Origin of the sequence: Sphingomonas sp. OTU376 (assembly GCF_038440415.1) — a bacterium.
Lineage (GTDB): Bacteria > Pseudomonadota > Alphaproteobacteria > Sphingomonadales > Sphingomonadaceae > Sphingomonas > Sphingomonas kyeonggiensis_A.
Map to the genome: position 1 here is coordinate 15,683 of NZ_JASATQ010000003.1, position 17,851 is coordinate 33,533.

Here is a 17,851-nt window from a genome sequence, read left to right on the forward strand (position 1 = left end):
AACATGGCGTCGCCGATCAAGATCCTGCTCCAGACCACGATCCCGCCGGTCGAGGATGACTGGAACATCCGCCGCTTCTCGATGCTCCACGCGCATCTTGCCGGCCTGACCGGCGAGGACGGCGCGCCGCTGTTCGAGGTGACCGCGCGCGATCGCACGCCCCCCGGCACGCCCGACCCGGTGCTCTCGACGCTCGACGATTCCGATTTCGACCAGCTCTGGCTGTTCGCGGTCGATACCGGTGACGGGCTGGCCGAGGAGGATTGCGCCGCGATCAGCCGCTTCCGCGAAAAGGGTCGCGGCCTGATGGTGACGCGTGACCATATGGACCTGGGCTGCTCGGTCTGCTCGCTCGGCGGCGTCGGCGCCGCGCACTACTTCCATTCGCACCATCTCGACCCCGACGAAGCCCGCCGGGTGATCGATGATCGCGAGACCAGCTACATCCTGTGGCCCAACTATCATTCGGGCGCGAACGGCGATTTCCAGGAGATCGCGATCCTCGGCGATGCCCATCCGGTGCTGCGCGACGATGACGCCCCCGGCGGCCTGATCCGCTACCTGCCCTCGCACCCGCATGAAGGCGCCGTCGGCGCGCCCGCGGACGATCCTTCGGCCCGCGTCGTCGCGATCAGCACCAGCAAGGTCAGCGGCAACGCATTCAACATCGCCGTCGCCTTCGAGCCTTCGGATCAGGGCGGCCCCGCCTGGGCGGAATCGACCTTCCATCATTTCGCCGATTACAATTGGGATCCCGCCAAGGGCTGCCCGACCTTCGTCAGCGAGGCGCCCGGCAATGCGCTGGCCGCATCGCAGGAAGCCCAGGCGTCGGTCCGCAACTATGTGCGCAACCTGGCGCTCTGGTTGGCGGGCCAGCTGCCGATCGACGAGCGCGCCCAGCAGCTCGACCGTGAGCTCGACGAAGCACTCGAGGAAAGCTTCCCCGCAAGCGACTCCCCCGCGATCTACTGATCCGCGGTTCTGCCCGGCGGCGCGACCGCGACCAGGAACGCAACCGCGCTGCCGATGCAGAGCTGGAACGGGAAGGCAAGATGCGCCAGCGCCCCGGGCAGGCCGATCGTGCCCGCGATCTTTGGCTGGAGCAGCAGCACCACGAAGAAGCCGGCGATCAGCGCGGCGATCACCGATTCGGTAGTCCCACGCGGCGTGAAGATCGCGGTCATGTAGACGCCGATCAGCCCGGCATAGGCGAACACCATCACCGACAGCGCGAATTCGAGCAGCCCGAGCTGGGCATAATGCTGCCAGTAGAAGGACAGCACCGCGACGATCAGCATCGCCACGCCGATCACGCCCATGCCGGCGCGCCCGGCCTGGACATAATGATGCTCGGACACTTCGCTCCGCCCCGCGCGCCACGGCCGGTAGAAGTCCTCGATCAGCACCGACGACATCGCGTTGAGCGCCGAGTTGGTCGTCGCCACCGCCGCGGCGATGATCCCGGCGGTCACCAGCCCCCGCAGGCCGGGCGGCAGCTGGGTGAGGATGTAGTGCATGAAGATGCTGATCTTCTCGCCGCCAAAGGCAAGGCTCGCGCCCGCCGTCGCACCGCCCATCAGCTCGGGCCGGTCGTAGAAGACATGGAGCAGCAGCCCGATCGTGATGAACAGCGCCACCACCGGCACCGTCGCGATCACCGACCAGTACAGGCTGCGCGCACCGGTCTTCGCGTCCTTGCAGGCGAGCAGGCGCTGGGTGGTGTCCTGGTCGAGCCCAGAGGACGCGATGTAGAGCAGCGCGATGCCGGTCACGATCGCGAGCAGCGAGAAGGGCTTGGACAAGTCGGTGGTCAGGTCGAACAGCCGCAGCTTGTTGGCGCCGTCGGGCGCATGGGCGAGGCCCTGGAGGATCTCGGCATTGGTCGCCGGGATGCCCGAACGCAGATAGACCAGCACCGCGATCGCGGATCCGACGAAGATCACGAACTGGATCAGGTCGATCCACAGCACCGACTTGAGCCCGCCGACAAAGGTCGAGAGGAAGGCTGCGGCGACAAGCAGGGTGGCGGCGATGAAGATGCCCTGCGCGCTCACCGTGCCGGTCATCACCATCGCGATGGCAATGGCGGCAAGGTAGATGCGCGCGCCGCCCGCCAGCACCCGGCCGAACAGGAACATGCCCCCCGCCCAGCGCGTCGCCAGCGGCCCGAAGCGCTGGCCGAGCAGCTCGTACACCGTCGTCACCCGCGCCGCGTAGAAGCGCGGGATCAGCACATGGGCGACGAAGATCGCGCCGATCAGCCCGCCCAGATTGGTGCCGAGATAGGTGAAGTCGCCATGGTAGCCGAAATCCGGCGCGCCGAGGAATGTCGCGGCGGATTGCGTGGCGGAAAGCACCGAGATCGCAGCCAGCCAGGCGGGGACGTTGCCGCCGGCGAGGAAATACTCCTTCGCCGTGCCGGTATGGCGCGGCGTGAACAGCCAGCCCCCCGCGATCAGCACCGTCAGGTAAAGGAGGATGACGACCCAGTCGGTCAGGCTGAAAGGCAGGTGCATCGCGGTCCTCAGTACAGCAGGTAGCGCGCGCGCCGCGCCTTGAAGCGGTTCAGCTCGGCTTGCCAGCCGGCGGCGATCTTCCTCGGGTCCATGCCCGCCTTGATCTGGTCGAGCACCGCGCGGTTGCGCAGCAGCCGGTCGACCTTCTCGATCTGGAAGGTAGCGCCATAGAGCTTCCACAAGGCCGCAACCGCCTCGACGCCCAGCGCCGGCGCATCGACCCTATCGCGGTCAAGCAGCAATACCTCGACGCCCTGCACGCGCTGGCCGGCAAAGGGATAGAGCTTGTCGTTCGCCGGCACATAGGTGACCGGCAGGAACCGCACGCCGGCAATCGCCCGCGCATTCAGATAGGCTGCCAGCTCGGCCCCCTTGATCCAGGGGGCACCGAAGCGGAGGAACGGCGCCTCGCCCGGCCCCTTGATGTTGACGTTGGTGCCTTCGAGCAGCGCCGTGCCGGCATAGGCCGTGGCTTGCGTTATGCTGCGCAGGTTAGGCGAGGGGTTGATCCACAGCAGCCCGGTCTGGTCGTACCAGTCGGCGCGCTTCCAGCCGGTCATCCGAACCACGGTCAGCCTGGCGCCGATCCTGTCCTCCGCGTTGAACAGGGTCGCCAGCTCGCCCATCGTCATACCCGGCCGCATCGGCTCGCTATGCGCATTGGTGTAGTCCTCGCGCCCCGGTGTCGAGACCGGCCCCTGCACCGCCAGCCCGCCCAGCGGGTTCGGCCGGTCGAGTATGATCACTTCCACGCCGTTCGCCGCACAGGCCTGGAGGAAATATTTGGTGAGCGTCTGGAAGGTCCAGTAGCGCACGCCTGCATCCTGCAGGTCGATCACAACAGCGTCGAGCCCGGCAAGCTGCGCCGCGCTTGGCCGCTTCTCGGCATCGGTGCGGCCATAGAGGCTGACGATCTCCAGCCCGCTTGCCGCATCGCGCTTGTCGTCGATGTCCATGTCGTCGGTCAGCGCATTGATGCCGTGCTCGCCGCTGAACAGCTTGGCGACCACCATGCCCGGCACCGCCGCCTGCCCCTCGCTGCGCAGCACGTCGATCGTCCGCCGTCCCTCACGGTTGACGCTGATCGGATTGGCGAGGATCGCCACCCGCAGCTTGCCGCCATGCCGCGCGGCCGCTTCCCGCAGCTGCGCGAAGCCGGTCTGCTGCAACACATCGATCCCGGTACGCACCTGTGCCGCTGCCGGCATCGCCATCAGCAACGCCAGCAGGACTAGCAGCCGCCTCACTTCGCCGCATCCAGCGCCGTCAGCACGGCGGTGTGGATCGCCGGCCGCGCCTTGAAGATCTCGGCATTGTTGCGCGTCGGGTTCACCCGGTTGGTGAGCAGGATGATGAACGCATCGCGGTCCGGATCGATATAGATCGACGTGCCGGTAAAGCCGGTATGGATGATCGCGCGAGGCGAGCCCAGCGGCCCCGTGAATCCCTTCTCCGAAGGCATGTCCCAGCCCAGCGCGCGGCTGCTCCCGGCGGGCAGGCCCTGGGGCTGCATGAACAGCTTCACCGTCTCGGGCTTGAGCAATTGCCGCCCATGCCAGCGGCCGTAATTGAGATAGAGCTGCCCGATCCTGGCCAGGTCCACCGCGGTCGAGAACAGCCCGGCATGGCCCGCAACGCCGCCCATCACATAGGCATTCTCATCATGCACCTGCCCGCGCATCAGCCGGTGACGGAACTTGTCGTCCTGCTCGGTCGGCACGATCCGGGACATAAGCTTCGGCGACGGGTTGAACCCCGTGTCCTTCATGCCGAGCGGCCCGAACAGCTCCTGCTTCAGGAACCTGTCCAGCGGCTGCCCGGCGATACGCTCGACGATCTCGCCGACCAGGATCAGGTTGAAGTCCTGATAGACATAGACCGTCCCCGGCGGGCTGCCGACCGGCATGGTATGGATCTGGCGCAGGATGCCGGCGCGGTCGCTGGCATTGCCCCACAGCACCCGAGCGGGTGCCTTGAACCCCGAGCTGTGGCTGAGCAGATGCCGCACGGTGATCGCCTCGTGCCCCGGCGTGCCGGCGAATTCGGGGAGGTAGCGCTGCACCGGCGCATCGAGATCGAGCCGCCCGCGATCGTAGAGCAGCGCCGCCGCGCTGGTCGTCGCCACCACCTTGGTGAGCGACGCCAGGTCGAAGATCGCATTGCGGGGCATCGCCGGCGCACCCGCTTCGCTGTCGATATGGCCGAACGCCTTCACGGCCAGCAGCTTGCCATGCTGACCGACCGCGAGGACCGCACCGGGAAACGCCTTGCCGACCCAGGCATCGACTTCGGCAAAGGCAGGGGCCAGCTGCACATGGCGCGCGGCGGCATGGGAAGCGGGGGACGGCGCGGGATTGGCCGCACCGGGCAGGAGCAGCGCGCCGGCGGCCAGCAGCGGCCAGTATCGTCCCGTCGCGGCCATCTTCTTCTCCCCAGCGTCCCGCATTTCGCGGCAGCATGGGGTGGGTGCGGGCACGGGGTCAAGGAACCGCGCCTTGCCCGCCTATAACCAGCGGGCAAGGCGCCAGTGCATCACTGCGCGGCTTCGTCCGCGTCGATCACGCCATTCTTGTTGGCATCGGCCCGGTCGAACTTGGCGAGGTCCTCGGCCGCCAGCTCGTCGGCGCTGACACTGCCGTCGCCATTGGTGTCGAGCCGCTTGAAGCGACGATCGACCTTGGCCTGGTCCATCGTCTCGCCGCGCTTCTCGGCTGCCTTGGTCATGAACGCCAGCAGCTCCGCCGGGCTCGCCTTGCCGTCGCCATTGGTGTCGAGGTTCTTGAACTTCTTGGCCGATGCCGCCTGCGCCTCGGCGCGGGTCTGGCCGGCCTTCTGCGCCAGCGCCTGGCCCGAGATCAGCAGCGCACCCATGGTAATCGCGATCTTCAACGTCTTCATGTCCAACTCTCCTTGGTTTTTCTTCTCGATCAGAACCGGAACCCGGCGCTCGCGCGTGCGGTCACGCCCGATCCGCCGCTACCCGTCTCCCCGCGCACGCCCATGCCCAGGACGAAGCGGCCGACATTGGTGGAAGCATCGATCCGCCCGGTCACCACCGTGCGGCCGAACTGCGTCCCGCTCGCCTCGAAACCATTGCCGGTATCGACGAACTTGAACAGCCGCCGCGCTTCCGGATCGCCCAGATAGGAGCGCCCGCCCAGGTCGCCGCTCAGCGTCACGCCGTTGATCGTCGCGGTGCCGCGCACGCCGTAATTGGCCAGCGTCGTGGTGCTGCGCGCCTTGCCGGCGACCAGCGCCGCGGCGCCGCCCCATTCCTGTACCCGGTCGAAGCTCGCCGAGCTCACGCTGGCGCCGACATAGGGGCCGACGCGCGCGCCCTTGCCCATCGGCGCCATCCAGGCGAGCTCGCCGAAGCTGGTATAGCTATGGCCATCGCCGTCCGAGGTGAGGTGATTGGCAAGCCCGCCGAACGCGATCCGGCGATCGGTCGAGAAGGTATGCGCCGAATAGCCCGCGCCGCCCGCGATGCGCAGCCCACCCCAGCTATAGCCGAAATAGGCAAAGGCCGAATTGCTCACCAGCTGGCCGTCGCTCGCCCGCGCATCGAGGCTGATGTCGTTCTTCGCATAGCGATAGGAGAAGCCGTAGCGCAGCGTAGCGCCGGTCACTTCGATGCCACCCGAGATCACCTGGCGATCCGACTCGATGCCCGCCAGGCCATCGCGTGCACGCGCCTTGAGCTGGCCGAGGTCGCCCGCGATCCAGGCGGTCTTCTTCTGCCCGCGCGGCCCGTCGATCCGCCCGATCAGCTCGCGCGCGGTGTCATGCCCGTCGCGCCCGGCGACCGTCATGCCGGCCGCGAACACTTCGCCCGAAAGCTGGTCGAACGCATTCCGCGCATCACCGGCGTTGAGCCCGATCACCGCGTCGAACACCTCGCCCGAGCTCCGCGCGCCGACCGCGGCGGCAACCGCGACCTGGTTCGGCGTCTGCGCCACCGCGCCCAGGCTCACATCGTTGCGCAGCAGCCGCAGCTGCACGCTCGCCGCGCTGTAGACCAGCGACGGCGTCAGGAAGGCGAGATCGGTGATGACGCTGCCGAACGTACCGGTCACGCTCGATCCGGACAGGATAGTGTAGGTGGTGAGCGGCAGGAAGTTGGTCGCCCCGCCGGTCAGCACCGAGACCGAGCCGCCATTGATCGTCACCGCGCCCGTCGCGATGATCTGGTCCGAGATGCCGGTCGGCGACACTTCGACCTGATAGGTCGATCCCGCCGCGAAGGTCAGGCTGCCCGCCACGTTGAGCGTGCCGATCGAATTGCCCGGCGCCACCGTGCCGGTGACGCTCAGCGATCCGGTCCTGCCCGATCCGCCCAGCCGCCCGTTCGCACCGATCGTCAGCGTGCCCGCCAGCGAGCCGTTCACCACCAGCAGGCCCTCGTTGATCGTAGTCGAGCCGGTGTAGGTGCTGGCGCCGTTCAGCGTCAGCGTGCCGGCACCCGACTTGACCAGCCGGCCGGTTCCCGAGAGCACGCCCGAATAGCTCGAGCTGTTCACGCTGTTCACGGTCAGCACCGCGCTGCCGAGCGCGATGTTGCCGTCACCGGCCAGCCCGCCCACGGTCGTCGCGAAGTTGGCCAGGTTGACCGCGCCCGGCGCCGTCACGGTCAGCACGCCGCTGCCGAATGGGTTGGCGATGCCGGCGGCCAGCGTGCCGCCGGTCACGGTCGTGCCGCCGGAGTAAGTGTTGGCGGCGCCAAGCGTCAGCGTGCCGGTCCCTGTCTTCACCAGGCTGCCGGTGCCGCTGATCACGCCGGTGAAGCTGCTGTTCGTGGTGCCGCCGGCGCTCAGCGATCCGCTGCCGAGCAGCACGCGTCCCGCGCCGCTCAGCGTCCCCGCAGCTACAGTACCGCCATTGACGTCGAGCGTCGCGCCGCTCGCCACGCTCAACGCACCGCCGCCGGCGATCGAGCCGCCATCCAGCCGCAGCGTGCCCGCCGAGACATTGGTGGCGCCGGTATAGCTGTTCGCTCCCGCCAGCGTGAACACGCCGCTGCCCGCCTTGGTCAGCCCGCCGCTGCCGCTGATCGTCCCGGCATAGCGCGTGTCGGTGTTGCCGCCGCCGGTGGTCAGGCTCCCGCCCGAAAGCGTCACGCTGCCTGTACCCGCAAGGCCGGCAATGGTCTGCGAGGCAGCAAGGTCGAGCGTTGCGCCTGTCGCAATGGTCACGCTGGTGCCCGTCGGCAACGCCCCGCCCACCCCGGCACGAAGGATACCGCCCGCAACAATCGTCGCGCCGGCATAGCTGTTGACGCCGGACAGGATCAGCGTGCCCGTATCGAGCTTGTTGATCCCGCCATTGCCGCCGATCCCGGCGCTGATCGTCGCGGCCACGCCCGGATCGACACGGATATTGGTCTGGGCATCAGCCAGGCTCAGCGTCCCGGTGCCCGCCGCGATCACATAGCCGCCGGTCATGAACTGCATGCCGGTGACGCTGATCGCGCCGTCGACCGTGACGGTACCCGCCGGCCCCTGGAACACGGCGAAGCGCCCGCCCCAGCTGTCGTTCACCGCGCCATTGGCATCGGTCCAGTTGGTTCGGGCACTGGTCCAGCTTCCTGAGCCACCGCCGACCGCGCCATTCGCGCTGGTGCCGGCACCGTCCCAGAACTGAATCTCGGGGACGATATTGTCATAGACCAGGTTGATCTGGTTCCCGACCGAGGTCTGCAGGTTGATGTGCGGGACATTGGAACCCGCCGGCAGCGCGCCGATAGCCAGGCCATTGTCGGTGAGCGCGCCCGTATAGTCGATCAGGCGATAGACGCCGACGCCGAAGCCGCCGAGATCGGTAACGTTGAGCGTGCCGTCCAGGGTCAGGTCACCATTGACCTGGATCCGGTCGCTCACGCCCGCCACGTTCGGCGCACCCAGGCCCATGTCGAGCACGGAGCCGGCGGAAAGCACCAATCCACCGGTGGTCAGCGTCCCCGCCCCGGCGCCACCTGCCGCGAGATGCGCGCCGTCGGCGATCGTGACCACGCCGCCCGCGCTGCCCGATCCGCTCAGCGTCGCGCCGCTCGCGACATTCACCGCGCCCGCGACGCTGCCATCGAGCTGCAGCGTGCCCGCATTCACCTCGGTCGCGCCGAGATAGGCATTGGCGCCGCCCAGAGTCAGCGTGCCGGTACCCGTCTTGGTCAGCCCGCCGGAACCGCTCGCCACACCGCCGAAGCTGTCATTGGCGTTGAGCCCGCCGGTGGTGAGGTTCGCGCCGAGCAGCACGCCGCCGGCGCCGTTGAGCCCGCCGATGCTCTGGTCCGCACGGATATCCAGCGTCGCGCCTGCGGCGACATTGACGTTGCTGGTCATCGGCAAGGCCCCGCCGTTCAGCGCGACCAGTGTGCCACCCAGCACATTGGTCGCGCCGGCATAGCCGTTGGTCCCGGACAGGATCAGCGTGCCGGCATCATTCTTCACCAGCCCGCCGCTGCCGCCGATGCCGGCGCTGATCGTCGCGGTCACGCCCGGATCGACGCGGATATTGGTCAACGGGCTGTCGGCGCTCAGCGTGCCCGTGCCGGCGGCGATCTCATAGCCATCGGTCATGAACTGCGCGCCGGTGAACAGGATTGCGTCGTCCACCGTCACCGTGCCGGCGGTGCCGCCGAACACGCCGAATGCACCGGACCAGGCGCTGTTGTTGGTCGCCGCCGCGTCGGTCCAGTTGGGGAAGCTGTTGGTCCAGCTGCCGCTGCCGCCCTGTGCGATGCCGTCGCCCGAATTGTCGGTGCCATCCCAGAACTGGATCGTGGTCGCCGCCGGCGTGCCGTAGATCAGGTTCACCTGGGTCGCGACCGATGTCTGGACGGTCATCAGGCTGCCATTGGCGCCGGCCGGCACCCCGCCGATCACCAGGCCGTTGTCGGTCAACGCGCCGGTATAGTTGATCAGCCGATAGACCCCCTCGCCGAACCCGCCGACATCGGCCACGTTGAGCGTGCCGTCGAGGATCAGGTCGCCATTCACCTGGATACGGTCGCCGGTGCCGGGCGCGGCGAGATCATAGTTGAGCACCGAGCCTGCCGAAAGGACCAGCCCGCCGCTGGTCAGCGTCCCAACCCCGCCGCTGCCGGGCGCCAGGATCGCACCGGATGCGTCAAGCACCCCGTTGATCCGGCCTGCCCCGGAAAGGCTGGTGCCCGCCGCCATCGTCACATTGCCCGACCAGCGGCCGGATAGCGCCACGCCGCCGCCGTTGATCGCCAGCACGCCGCTCGCCGTATTCTGGCCCGACAGCGTCAGCGTGCCACCGCCGACCTTGGTCAGCCCACCAAGCTGGCTGACCACGCCGGAGAAGCTGGTGTCGCCGCCGAGCCCGCCGGTGATGAGCGTAGCGCCGCTGGCGCTGCCAGTGTTGACGAAGCCGTCCCCCGAAAGGTTGCCGATCGTCTGGTTGTACCCGATCTGGGTGTTGCTTCCCGAGCTGTTCACGCCATTCAGGTCGAGCGTGCTGGTGCCGGTGACGATCACCGCCGAATTCGCCGAGAAGGCGTTGTCGAGCAGGCCGCTGCGCAACATGCCGCCACCGCTGATGATGGTGTCGCCGGAATAGTTGTTGGCAGTGGTCAGCGTCAGGTTGCCGGTGTTGACGAGCTGGAGCCCGCCGGTGCCGCTGATCGCGCCGAAGCTCTGCAGGTTGCGGGTGCGGTTCAGGATCAGCGTGCCGTTGTTGACGATCGCGCTGCGGACCTCGCCGCCGGTCGTGGCGTCGAAATCGTCGAGCCGCAGGGTCGCGCCCGCTGCGATCGTCGTGCCGAAGCGCGGCGTCTGGGTGTTGATGATGCCCCAGGTGCCGCCCTGCACATTGAGCGTGTCGAAGCCGGTGGTGGAAACCAGCGTCTGCGATCCCGTGCCGGTCAGGTTCAGTATGTCGTTGGAATTGGTGTTGGTGGTCGCCGCGATGGTGCCGTTGATCGTCGCGCCGGTCTCGATCGTCAGCGTGTTGACCGTGCCCGCGATCGGCGAACCGCCGAAATTCACCGCATAGCCATTCGCGTTGGTGCCGGTGCCGGCACTGGTGGTGCTACCCGCAGCCAGCGTCACGCTGTTCAGATAGCTGTTGTTGACGACCAGGCCGGTGGTCGAGCTGACCGAATAGCCCAGGTTGATCCGGATCGCCTCGTTGGTCCCGCTGCCACCGCCGGAGCTGGCGATCGTCCCGCGGTTGACGATCGCGGTATTGCCCGTGCCGATGATCCCGTACAGGCCGGTGATCACGCCGCCGGCCTGGTTGGTAACGTCCAGCGTGCCGGCATTGTGACCGCGTACCGCTTCTCCCTGGGTCGCCGCGGCACCGTTTCCGGTGATCGTCCCCGAATTGGTCAGGATCAGCGCACCGGTGCTGACGATGCCCTGCGATCCGGTGATCGAGCCCCCGGCGCGGTTGACGACGTTGAGCGTGACGCGCGTGGCGGCAAGATCGATGCCCCGCCCCTGCACAGTCACCGCGCCATTATAGTCGATCCCGGTGCTCAGGATCGTGCCGCTGTTGTCGATGGTGACGGTGCCGGCGCTGTACCCGGCCGTGGTCTCGGAAAAGCGGATCGCGCTGTTGCCCGATCGGATCGTGCCGCGGTTGGTGATCAGGGTGGTGCGATCGGCAAAATCGCCGCTGCTGCTGATCCCGCGGCCGTTGCTGTTGGTCGAGGTCGCACCGGTTTCGAGCGTGCCGTCATTGGTGATCACCACGCCGGTGCCGGTGCTGGTGCCGTTGACGCTGATCGCCTGGTTGCCGGTAGGCGTCGCGATCGAGCCGGTGGATGTCACCGTCACCGTGCCGGCACCGCTCACATTCACGCCGGTGGTGCGCACCGTCGAGACCGTGGTCTGGGCATAGGCCGTGCCGGGCAGCGCCACGAAGCAGGCGGAAAGCAGCAGGCGGGTGCGCAGGCTGCGCGCGCGGATCGTTCTAGTCATGAGTCATCCCCCCATCGCGGCGCGTGCCGCATGGCCAAGTCCGGCGCGGAGCCGGGTTTCGCGATTTCTGGTGGGGCATGCGCGCGGCAGCGGCCGCGTCCCTACGGCCCCTCGTTGCGTGCGCTTATCTTCGCATCCGCATCCGGCATCTCTCCCTGGCAGCGTCCGGCTTGCCCGTGCATGCGGGTGCCGCTTTTGTCCTCAGGGATAAGGCCAGACCTTCAATCCGGAGTCAATAGAATGGTTAGTCCAGATTTGGCATATTGGTTCGTATACCAGTAAACAGACCAGTACGGCCGACTTGCATGCGAAAACGCGCGCCGCGGCTGGTGCCGGGCGCGCGCTGGAGTAGCGGTATCGAAAGGAGTCCGGTCGTTCAGCTCAGCTGGGCGCTGATCAGGAAGCGGTTGCGGCTTGCCTCGGCCTTGCGGCGCAGCTCCATGATCTCGCGTTCTTCCGATGCCTTGAGCATCGCCTCGAGCAGCCGGCTGAAATGCTTGCGCATCGCCGTGCGCGCCGCAACCGAGTCGCGGTTCTTCAGCGCTTCGAGCACTGCGGCATGCTCGTCATGCCGGCTGTCCTCGTCCTTGCTGCACACCGAGGCGTGGAGCGCGCAAATCTCCGGGATCTCGGTGCGCATCCGCCACAGGGTGGTGATCACGAACATGATCGCCTGGTTGCCCGATGCCCCGGCAATGGCGAGGTGGAAGGCGCGGTCCGCTTCGGTGGCGGCGGCGCTGCCCTCCTCGGCCTCGTCCATGGCGGCCACCAGCGATTCGAGCACCTGGAGCTGCTCGTCGCTGATCGTCGGCGCGGCGAGCGCGGCCGCCTCGGACTCGAACAGCGAACGCGCCTCGGTGAGCTCGAACGCGCTCACCACCGGCAGCTGGCCGACGCTCGGCTCGTTGCGATCGCAGACATAAACGCCCGAGCCGGTCTTGATCCGCACCAGCCCCTGGGCCTGGAGCGCGATCTCCGCCTCGCGGATCGTCACCCGGCTCACCCCCAGTCGCTCCGCCATCTCGCGCTCGCCGGGCAGCCGCGAGCCGGGAGGGAAAGTGCCCTCCGCGATCATCGCCGCGATGCGTTCGGCGATATCCTGGAAGAGACGGCGTTCGGCCATTGGGTCCTCGGGTAGCTTGGTCTGACGATCAGCAATGCCCCAGGCTGCGGGATTTTGGAATAGGCAATTGGTCCGCAGCCTGCTTCCGGTCCGCCTTAACGGAGACGAACGCGGAAGCTCAGGAAATATTGGGGGCCGTAATATTCCACGTTCCGGGTGCTGCCGACGACCGGCATATACTCGACGCGCGGCTCGTTGAAGATGTTCAGCGCCTGGAAGCGGATGTCCGCCTGCTTGTTGATCTTGTAGCTCATGTTCACGTCGAAGGTGTTGTTGCCCTCGACATAGCGCAGCTGGGTGTTGTCGCTGGTGAACGACTGATAATAGCGCGAGCGATAGCGATAGATGCCCTGCAGCGAGATCGGCCCGATCTCGTAGAATGCCTGGGCCGAGAAGACGTGCTTCGAATAGCCGCTCAGCCCCGCCGCCGAGATCAGCCCGGGGATCACGTCGCCGGTCGCGCTGTCGATGATATCCCCATAACGAATGTCCTGCGTCTTGTAGTTCGACCAGGCGTAATTGTAGCTCAGCTTAACGCCCAGCCCGTCGAGCGGATGCGGCAGCCAGCTGAACCGGTTCGACGCGGTGAACTCGACGCCGTACAGGTCGGACTTGTCCTTGCTGTTGGTCGTCTGGGTGACCGGCACCGCATAATCCTGGCCGCCGATCGTGAAATTCTCGTCGGTCGTGATCGGGATCTTCCCGCCGGTGAAGCGCTTGTAATAGGCGGTCGCGGCGAACAGCGTGTCCTTGTTGGCGTAGTATTCGTACGCGAGGTCGGCGTTCCACGACATCACCGGCTTCAGCCGCGGGCTGCCGGTGGCGATGATCGAGTTGATCGCATCGGTGACCGAGGTGAAGCCGTTGCCCACTTCCAGCGTGATGTTGCGGCCGGCACCCAGCGCGCTCGGCGCGGGGCGCGACATTGCCCGGTAGATGCCGGTGCGGATGCGCGACTTGGGGCTCAGGTCGAAGATCGCGTTGACGCTCGGCAGCCAGCGCATCGAGCCCGAGGTGATCCGGGTCGGGGTGAAGCTGCCATTGGCGCGCAGCGAGATGCTGCCGTCGCTGTTGTTGATCACGTCGAGGCCCGAGCGCAGGCCCTCCGCCGTCACCTGGGTATGCACCCCGCGCACGCCGAAATTGCCGCGCACCGCCAGGCCGCCGATATGGCCCGAATAGGTCGCCATCGCATAGCCGGCCCAGGTCTCCTCGGTGACGTCCGAATTGTCGACCGAGCGCAGGTCGCCGGTATTGCCGGGATCCTCGGTGCCCAGATAGTTGCGGAACTGGCAGAGCACGTCGAAGGTCGCATAGCTGCCGACGCTGGGGCTCGGCGCGTCGCCCAGGAAGCTGCGCTCCGGGAAGGGGGTGCGGCAGGCCAGGTTGACCGCGCGGTCCACCGCGAGGTCGTTCTGCTGGATGATCAGGTCGTTGCCATAGCCGAAGAAGCTCCGCTTGGCCCAGCGCCCGCCGATGTCGATCCGCTCGATGAAGCCGTCGAGCTTGTAGCTCGCGTCCAGCCGCGCCGAATGAATCTCGTCGTCGCGCCCGTCCTGTGATCGGGTCAGCTGCGCATCGTCGCTGAACGCCGTGTAGTCCGCCGGGTTGAAGCGCGAATCATAGGTGAAGACCGGCAGGAAGCTCTGCGTGAAGTCGACATGATAGGGGATGCGCTGGTTGTTGATCGCCGTGCGCACGCCGTAGATGTCGAGCGGATCGGTGCGCAGCCGCACGGTGCGCGTGATGTCGAGCCGCTTGGTGTGCGAATAGCCGTAATCGGCGCTCACCGTCAGCCGGTCGGTCGGCTTCCATTCGACATTGCCGCCAAAGCCCAGATACTTCTCGTCGCGCAGGAACAGGCCCGACAGCGTCTGCAGCGTCGCCGATCCGTCGGCCGAGAGCATCTGGTGGTTGTCGCCGATCACGACGTTGCGCAGATTGTAGCGCCCTTCCGCCGTGCCGAAGTCGTTGCGTGCCTCGCTATACTGGCGCCGCGAATATTGCAGGTCGAGATTGACGTCGATCGTCGGGCTCGGCTGCCACTGGACCGCGCCGAACACCGCGTTGCGCAGGTCCGAGGTGGTCATCTGGCGATAGAGGTACGAGTTGGACGCGTGGTAATAGGGCGTGCCCGAATTGCCCTGCTGGCGGGTCACTTCGGTGCAGTTGGTGGTCGAGACCACCGCCGCGTTGCAGGTGAACCAGGTCGAGCTGGTATAGAAGCGCTCGACCGGATCGTTCACGTCGTTGCGCTGATAGCCGATCGAGATGCCGATCTTGCCCAGGTCGCCCGCGTTGAACTGGTCGATATAGCTGATCGTCGCGCGGTAGCCGTAGGGGCTCTTGCCGCTGATCCGGTCCTGATAGGGATTGTAGTTGCCCTTGATCTCCGCCTGGATGTTGCGGCGCTTGTAGTCGAGCGGCTTGCGCGTCTCGAGCTCGATCAGACCGGCCACGCCGCCTTCGATCAGGTCGGCCTGCTGCGTCTTGTAGATCTTGATCGCGTTGAACAGCTCGGAGGGGAACTGGCCGAAATTCACCGCGCGGTCGCCCGAGCCGTTGGTCGCCTCGCGCTTGTTGAGCGTCGTCATGCTCAGGCCCGAGCCGAGACCGCGGATCGAGACTTCGGTGGGGCCGTAATTGGCGCGGTCGATCGAGGCACCGGTGATCGTCGCGATCACTTCGCCGACCGACTGGCCCGGCAGCTCGCCGATTTCCTTGGAGGAAACCGAATCCACGATCGCATCGGAATCGCGCTTGGACTGGATCGAGCTCTGGATCGTCTCGCGGATCGCGGTGACGATGATCTGGTCTTCCTGCTGCGTTTCCTGCGCCACTTCCGGCGCGGTCGCTTCGGCAGGAGCCCTGCCGGCGGGCGCCGGCTGCGTGTCCTGCGCCCAGGCAGGCGCCGCCGTCAGCGCCGCGGCGATCGACACGCCGGTCAGCAGGGCCGAGCGAGCGCGCATGCGCGCACGGATGGTGCCCAAAGCCATTCGAATCCTCCCCAATCTTCTTTTTATACCAATTCTAGGTACCACAGGTCCGAAGACTGTCAATGATATCTTGATACCAATTATCCAATCCGCTTAGTGCAATGCAGCAAAGCCACAGGGGAGGATTGGATGGCAACCGGACTAACCAGCAGCGGACCAGTACGGCTGATCGGCTTTGGCGAAGTGTTGACGCGGCTCGCGACCCAGGGTCGGGTACAGCTGCCCCAGGCGCAGAGCCTCGACGTGCATATCGGCGGGGCGGAGGCCAATGTCGCCGCCGCGCTCGCGGCGCTCGGCCACCGCACCGCGATGGTCTCGGCGCTCCCCCGGGGCGGCCTGGGCGACGGCGCCTGGCGCGCGCTCGCCGCCGCCGGCGTGGACCTGACCCGGAGCTTCCGCGCGCCGGGCCGCCAGGGCCTGTATTTCCTCAGCCCGGGCGGATCGTTGCGCGCCTCGGAGATCCTCTACGACCGCGCCGGCAGCGCCTTCGCGTCGCAGGACTGGTCCGCATTCGACTGGTCCGCGGCGTTCGAAGGCGCTGAATGGCTCCATGTCTCGGGCATCACCCCGGCGCTGGGTCCCGATCTCGCAGCCGCCACCGGCGCCGCGATGACGGCTGCCCGAGCCGCCGGCCTGCGCGTGTCGTTCGACGGCAACTACCGTGCGAACCTGTGGGCGAGCTGGGACAGCGATCCGCGCACGATCCTCACCGGGCTGGTCCGCCAGGCCGACCTGTTCTTCGCCAATCACCGCGACATGGCGCTGCTGCTCGACCATCCCTTCTCCGGCGATGGCGAAGCGCGACGGCGAGAGGCTGCACTGGCCGGGTTCACCGCTTTCCCCAACCTGAAGTGGATCGCCTCGACGGCTCGCCATGTCGAGACCAGCGACTGCCATCGCCTGGCCGCGCGCATCGACACGCCCGAGGCCGGCTTCCAGACCGCCGAAGTCGCGATGCCCGGCATCATCGACCGGATCGGCGGCGGCGACGCCTTTGCCGCCGGCGTGCTGCACGGCCTGGTCGAAGGTGCCTCGATCCCGCGCGCCGCCGAACTCGGCCTGGCCCTGGCCTGCCTCAAGCACAGCGTGCCGGGCGACATGGCGCTGTTCTCCCGCGCCGATGTGGAGGGCTTCTCCGGCGAAGGCGCCGACGTGAAGCGCTGAGGGCCGGCCCAAGCCATATCGTCATGCTGAACTTGTTCGACTCCCAAGGCTCCCCGGGCGATATTGCTGGTGGAGAATTGGACCCTGAAACAAGTTCAGGGTGACGATAGCTTGCAATGTAGGATTCCGCCTGCTTGGCTCACGCGGCCGGGCCACCACCCGGCCGCTCTTTCAATCTGCAGGAAAAATAGGATCGCGCGCCCGCAACAATGTTGCGAGATGCAACGCGTTACCGAGAAAACAGGGAAAATAGCGGCGGCAGAAACCCGCTCTTGGACTGTACTTCGTGTACTTTGCCGAGTGACGGCCGCGGCCAATGTTGGAACGCTAGAACCAGCCCCAGATCGGGTTCGCCGGATCGGCCAGCAGCTTCACCGTCAGCGCCGCCGAGAGCAGCACCAGCAGCGGCCGAACGCCGCGCCCGCCGAAGCGGATCGCCAGCCGCGCGCCGATCTGGTTGCCCGCCATGTTCGCCAGCGCCATCGCGATGCCCAGTCCCCAGAGCAGCTTGCCGCCGGCGATCATCGCCAGCAGCCCGGCCAGATTGGTCGACAGGTTGAGGAACTTGGTGTTGCCGATCGCCCGCACCAGCCCGAGCCCGGCCAATGCGACCAGCGCCGTGGTAAGGAACGATCCGGTGCCCGGCCCGAAGAACCCGTCGTAGAAGCCGATGCCGGTCACGATCAGCGTCAGCCCCTTCGGTCCCACCCGGGCATGCCGGTCCGCTTCGCTCATCTTCGGCGCGAGCAGGAAATAGAGCCCCATCAGGATCAGCAGCACGGGCACGAAGGCGGCAAGGAAGTGCGAGTCGATCAGCTGCAGCGTCACGGCCCCCGCCGCCGCGCCGACAAAGGCCCCCGCCGCGGGCAGCGCGAAGCGCCGGAAGTCGACATGGCCGGCCCGGGCATAGGTGAACAGCGCGGAGCCGGTGCCGCAGGCACTCGCCAGCTTGTTGGTCGCAATCGCCGAGACCGGCGGCACGCCCATGGCCATCAGCGCGGGCAAGGTGATCAGCCCGCCGCCGCCCGCCATCGCATCGACGGTGCCGGCAAGCAGCGCCATGGTGACGAGGAAAGCGAGGATGTCGGGGGTAAGGTGCATGCGGTC

Annotated in this window: 10 protein-coding genes; 2 read left to right on the forward strand and 8 right to left on the reverse strand. The window is 67.1% G+C overall.

The window, feature by feature from the left end:
• Window positions 1–3: 3 nt before the first annotated feature.
• Entirely contained in the window at window positions 4–972 is a 969-nt protein-coding gene (locus AAHM44_RS02110) for a hypothetical protein (protein WP_342248854.1), read from the forward strand.
• Here the strand turns inward: AAHM44_RS02110 and AAHM44_RS02115 are convergent.
• From AAHM44_RS02115 to AAHM44_RS02145, 7 genes are all read right to left on the reverse strand, one after another.
• On the reverse strand, window positions 966–2,516 hold the full coding sequence (locus AAHM44_RS02115) for a sodium:solute symporter (protein ID WP_269573790.1): 1,551 nt from the start codon (window positions 2,514–2,516) through the stop codon (window positions 966–968). The two genes, AAHM44_RS02110 and AAHM44_RS02115, sit on opposite strands and share 7 nt — an antisense overlap.
• Before the next feature lie 8 nt (window positions 2,517–2,524).
• Window positions 2,525–3,763 carry an exo-beta-N-acetylmuramidase NamZ family protein gene (locus tag AAHM44_RS02120; RefSeq protein WP_342248855.1) on the reverse strand — a complete coding sequence of 413 codons (1,239 nt, stop codon included), beginning with the start codon at window positions 3,761–3,763 and terminating at the stop codon, window positions 2,525–2,527.
• Window positions 3,760–4,962, reverse strand: coding sequence for a serine hydrolase domain-containing protein (locus AAHM44_RS02125; protein ID WP_342248856.1), 1,203 nt, complete (start codon window positions 4,960–4,962; stop codon window positions 3,760–3,762). The genes AAHM44_RS02120 and AAHM44_RS02125 overlap by 4 nt, the downstream gene beginning before the upstream one ends.
• 86 nt (window positions 4,963–5,048) lie before the next feature.
• Entirely contained in the window at window positions 5,049–5,414 is a 366-nt protein-coding gene (locus AAHM44_RS02130) for an EF-hand domain-containing protein (RefSeq protein ID WP_269573787.1), read from the reverse strand.
• Window positions 5,415–5,443: 29 nt separating this feature from the next.
• Entirely contained in the window at window positions 5,444–11,461 is a 6,018-nt protein-coding gene (locus tag AAHM44_RS02135) for an autotransporter-associated beta strand repeat-containing protein (RefSeq protein ID WP_342248857.1), read from the reverse strand.
• 376 nt (window positions 11,462–11,837) lie between these two features.
• Window positions 11,838–12,584 carry a FadR/GntR family transcriptional regulator gene (locus AAHM44_RS02140; RefSeq protein ID WP_269573785.1) on the reverse strand — a complete coding sequence of 249 codons (747 nt, stop codon included), beginning with the start codon at window positions 12,582–12,584 and terminating at the stop codon, window positions 11,838–11,840.
• A 95-nt stretch (window positions 12,585–12,679) separates the two neighbouring features.
• The gene (locus AAHM44_RS02145) at window positions 12,680–15,580 is read right to left on the reverse strand and encodes a TonB-dependent receptor (RefSeq protein WP_342248858.1); all 2,901 of its coding nucleotides are present in this window, start codon (window positions 15,578–15,580) and stop codon (window positions 12,680–12,682) included.
• A gap of 129 nt (window positions 15,581–15,709) precedes the next feature.
• On the opposite strand from AAHM44_RS02145, the gene AAHM44_RS02150 reads away from it, so the two are divergent.
• Window positions 15,710–16,744 (forward strand): sugar kinase, encoded by a 1,035-nt coding sequence (locus tag AAHM44_RS02150; protein ID WP_342248859.1) that lies wholly within the window; start codon window positions 15,710–15,712, stop codon window positions 16,742–16,744.
• Window positions 16,745–17,071: 327 nt separating this feature from the next.
• Here the strand turns inward: AAHM44_RS02150 and AAHM44_RS02155 are convergent, their stop codons facing one another.
• Window positions 17,072–17,845 carry a TSUP family transporter gene (locus tag AAHM44_RS02155; protein WP_269573782.1) on the reverse strand — a complete coding sequence of 258 codons (774 nt, stop codon included), beginning with the start codon at window positions 17,843–17,845 and terminating at the stop codon, window positions 17,072–17,074.
• Window positions 17,846–17,851: the final 6 nt, after the last annotated feature.

Bases quoted from the DNA above. Each gene is read 5' to 3' on its own strand.
- AAHM44_RS02145 (WP_342248858.1), bottom strand. From the start codon at position 15,580: ATGGCTTTGGGCACCATCCGTGCGCGCATGCGCGCTCGCTCGGCCCTG.
- AAHM44_RS02115 (WP_269573790.1), bottom strand. From the start codon at position 2,516: ATGCACCTGCCTTTCAGCCTGACCGACTGGGTCGTCATCCTCCTTTAC.
- AAHM44_RS02140 (WP_269573785.1), bottom strand. From the start codon at position 12,584: ATGGCCGAACGCCGTCTCTTCCAGGATATCGCCGAACGCATCGCGGCG.
- AAHM44_RS02150 (WP_342248859.1), top strand. From the start codon at position 15,710: ATGGCAACCGGACTAACCAGCAGCGGACCAGTACGGCTGATCGGCTTT.
- AAHM44_RS02135 (WP_342248857.1), bottom strand. From the start codon at position 11,461: ATGACTAGAACGATCCGCGCGCGCAGCCTGCGCACCCGCCTGCTGCTT.
- AAHM44_RS02130 (WP_269573787.1), bottom strand. From the start codon at position 5,414: ATGAAGACGTTGAAGATCGCGATTACCATGGGTGCGCTGCTGATCTCG.
- AAHM44_RS02110 (WP_342248854.1), top strand. From the start codon at position 4: ATGGCGTCGCCGATCAAGATCCTGCTCCAGACCACGATCCCGCCGGTC.
- AAHM44_RS02125 (WP_342248856.1), bottom strand. From the start codon at position 4,962: ATGCGGGACGCTGGGGAGAAGAAGATGGCCGCGACGGGACGATACTGG.
- AAHM44_RS02155 (WP_269573782.1), bottom strand. From the start codon at position 17,845: ATGCACCTTACCCCCGACATCCTCGCTTTCCTCGTCACCATGGCGCTG.